Source organism: Methylobacterium sp. Leaf93 (assembly GCF_001422345.1).
In the GTDB taxonomy this organism is placed as follows: Bacteria; Pseudomonadota; Alphaproteobacteria; order Rhizobiales; family Beijerinckiaceae; genus Methylobacterium; species Methylobacterium bullatum.
Genome location: NZ_LMMS01000022.1, coordinates 1 through 2,216 on the forward strand (window position 1 = coordinate 1; position 2,216 = coordinate 2,216).

Below are 2,216 nucleotides of genomic sequence, written 5' to 3' on the forward strand. Positions count from 1 at the left end.
ATGTGAGATCGGCACCACCCAGATTGGGAACGAAGAAATCGCGAACGTCGAAACCAGCATTGGTCAGGATCGATACGGTGGCCATTGTTTTCTCCAAACGGCAGCGCCGGTTGATCACAGCGCGATCAACGGATGGCGCATAAAAGTTCCGAATAGATGAATTATTCTCATATTAGTTGTCTCATTCGCCATCAACGGGAGTGGATGGATTCATCCCTGGGGCGATGGCCTTCCACGAAAAATCGGGCCTAGCGCAGACGCACTGAACAAGGAGACTCGCCGGACAACACGGCGGTAGCTCTCGTTGGAGGAGAAGATTCGCGTGGTGCTTGAAGACCTGCGTGGGCCGGGAACAGCATCGCCGATCCCTTCCGGCGCGAGACGGTCGCCGCCTCGATATACGACGGCTGAACGGACGGTTCGTCCGGATCTTGACCGTGGTCGATTGCCACGCGCGCGAGACGCTCTCACTCACACCGAGAGGCGACTTCAGCGCCTCTCACTGAGGTGCCCGACGCCTTGCTCAGGCTGCGGGGGCGGCCCAAAAGCCTGCGGGTGGACAACGGACCTGAGTTCGCCGGTCGCATGCTCGACCAGTGGGCCGACCTGAATGGGGTCGCGATCGAATGGGTCGCTCTGCGCCTGCCTCTGCCTCTCCCTCTCCCTCTCCCTACCGAGGAAGCCGACCGACAGCGGCAACAATCGAGTCGTTTAACGACCGTGTACGGACGGAGTGCCTGAACGCTTGGTGGTTCCTGTCGCTGGCGGATGCGCGTGACCGCATTGAGGAATGGAGGTGCCCCTACAACGAAGTCCGGCGTCCTATGGCTCTGGGCGGCTTGACGCCCAAAGTCTTCGCCAATCAAGCCGTCGTAGTTGAAGAACTTGCATAGATCCTAAGACCACAAACAGGGTTAATTCCTAAGCCTAACATGCATTACATTTGAAACACACACCTAACATGGGTAGCTCAATAAGCCCCCGCTCACAGTGGACCAATTTGCTGTGTCAAGGGCATAAGTGATTCCTATGGTCGCTATTAGTTCGGATAGGGCATCTTATCACCCTTGCAGCGGTGGGGCCTTTTGGAACGATGCGGGATGCAGTACACCACATTTTCTACCCGAGTTTGGTGTCAACGCGACTCAAAGTTAGACTACGTAGGAATCTATGCCGGACGATAACAAAGATGGAAGCGCGGGTGCAATTGGCGTTCGCATCAAGTCCTTGCGGCGTTCGGCCGGCCTGAGCCAAGCAAGTCTAGGAAACGCTTTGGGCGTAACCTTTCAGCAGGTGCAAAAATACGAGAGCGGTCAGAGTAAGATTGCCGCCGACAAACTTCAGCGGATAGCTCAGACTTTGGGGGTCGACGTCAGCTACTTTTATGATATGCAACCTGAAAGCAGTTCTACTGCTGTCGTGCAGAAACTTAACGACGCCGCGGTGCCATTAGAAGATTTCTATTTTAAGGACGCATTTGATAAAATCAAGGATCCCCGCGCCAGATACTTGCTGGCGGAGCTCGCTCGTGTATTCTGTGAAATTGAAGCAAAAAAATAACAGCGTCGCAAGTGATAGATAAATACACTGAGTATCGGGCGTCAGGATCAAATTGAGTGATCTCTTGTGGTCGAAACGGCCTGATTAGTAAAATTCTTGACTGACCATTCCTTGTTGGCCTGCCCCCATTCGGTGGCATAGGTTCGAATTTAGTGCATCGTCGGTTTGGAGGTGACTCCGTTTGTGGTTCGAGGCCTATGCAAGTTCTTAGGCTGTGACAGATTGGTCGGCGAAGGCTAGGGCCGTCAAGCCCTCCCGTCGCAACAGGATGTGCAGCCGCCGGTAGCCGTAGCGGACCCGTGCGGCGGCAAGCTCCTTCAACCGCATCCGCAGCGCGATCTCCGGGCCGGAGCGCTTCCTGTGGGGCTGGGACGAACGCCCGAAGCCGGTGGTCTGACGGGCCCGACGACGCTCGCTGATGTCGTAGGCTGATCCTCCCCCGGTTTTGCGGTTCTCCCGCAGTTTGCGTGGAAAGGTCACGGGGACATTGGGTCGATGGGCTGATTCTTGGCAGGGATGATTTTGTCTTCATCCCTGCCGGGCTGCGTCATCGACTAAGAGCGCCTAACAGAACGGCACCGAGTCGGATGTTGAGCGTTGGTTTGGCATGGCCAGACCGCTTCTCCCCGATGATCTCTGGGATGAGATCGCTCCGC

The 2,216-nt window shown here is 56.0% G+C and carries 1 protein-coding gene and 2 pseudogenes; 2 read left to right on the forward strand and 1 reads right to left on the reverse strand.

The genetic code is table 11. The features are described 5' to 3' along the window. Nucleotides 1-410: 410 nt before the first annotated feature. Nucleotides 411-893: pseudogene (locus tag ASF26_RS22055) on the forward strand (integrase core domain-containing protein); the annotation flags it as partial. Between the two features lie 277 nt (nt 894-1,170). Next, nucleotides 1,171-1,560 carry a helix-turn-helix transcriptional regulator gene (locus ASF26_RS11755; protein WP_082477603.1) on the forward strand — a complete coding sequence of 130 codons (390 nt, stop codon included), beginning with the start codon at nt 1,171-1,173 and terminating at the stop codon, nt 1,558-1,560. Nucleotides 1,561-1,809: 249 nt separating this feature from the next. On the opposite strand, the pseudogene ASF26_RS23665 reads toward ASF26_RS11755, so the two are convergent. Next, a pseudogene (locus ASF26_RS23665) lies at nt 1,810-1,938 on the reverse strand (IS3 family transposase); the annotation flags it as partial. Nucleotides 1,939-2,216 lie beyond the last annotated feature (278 nt).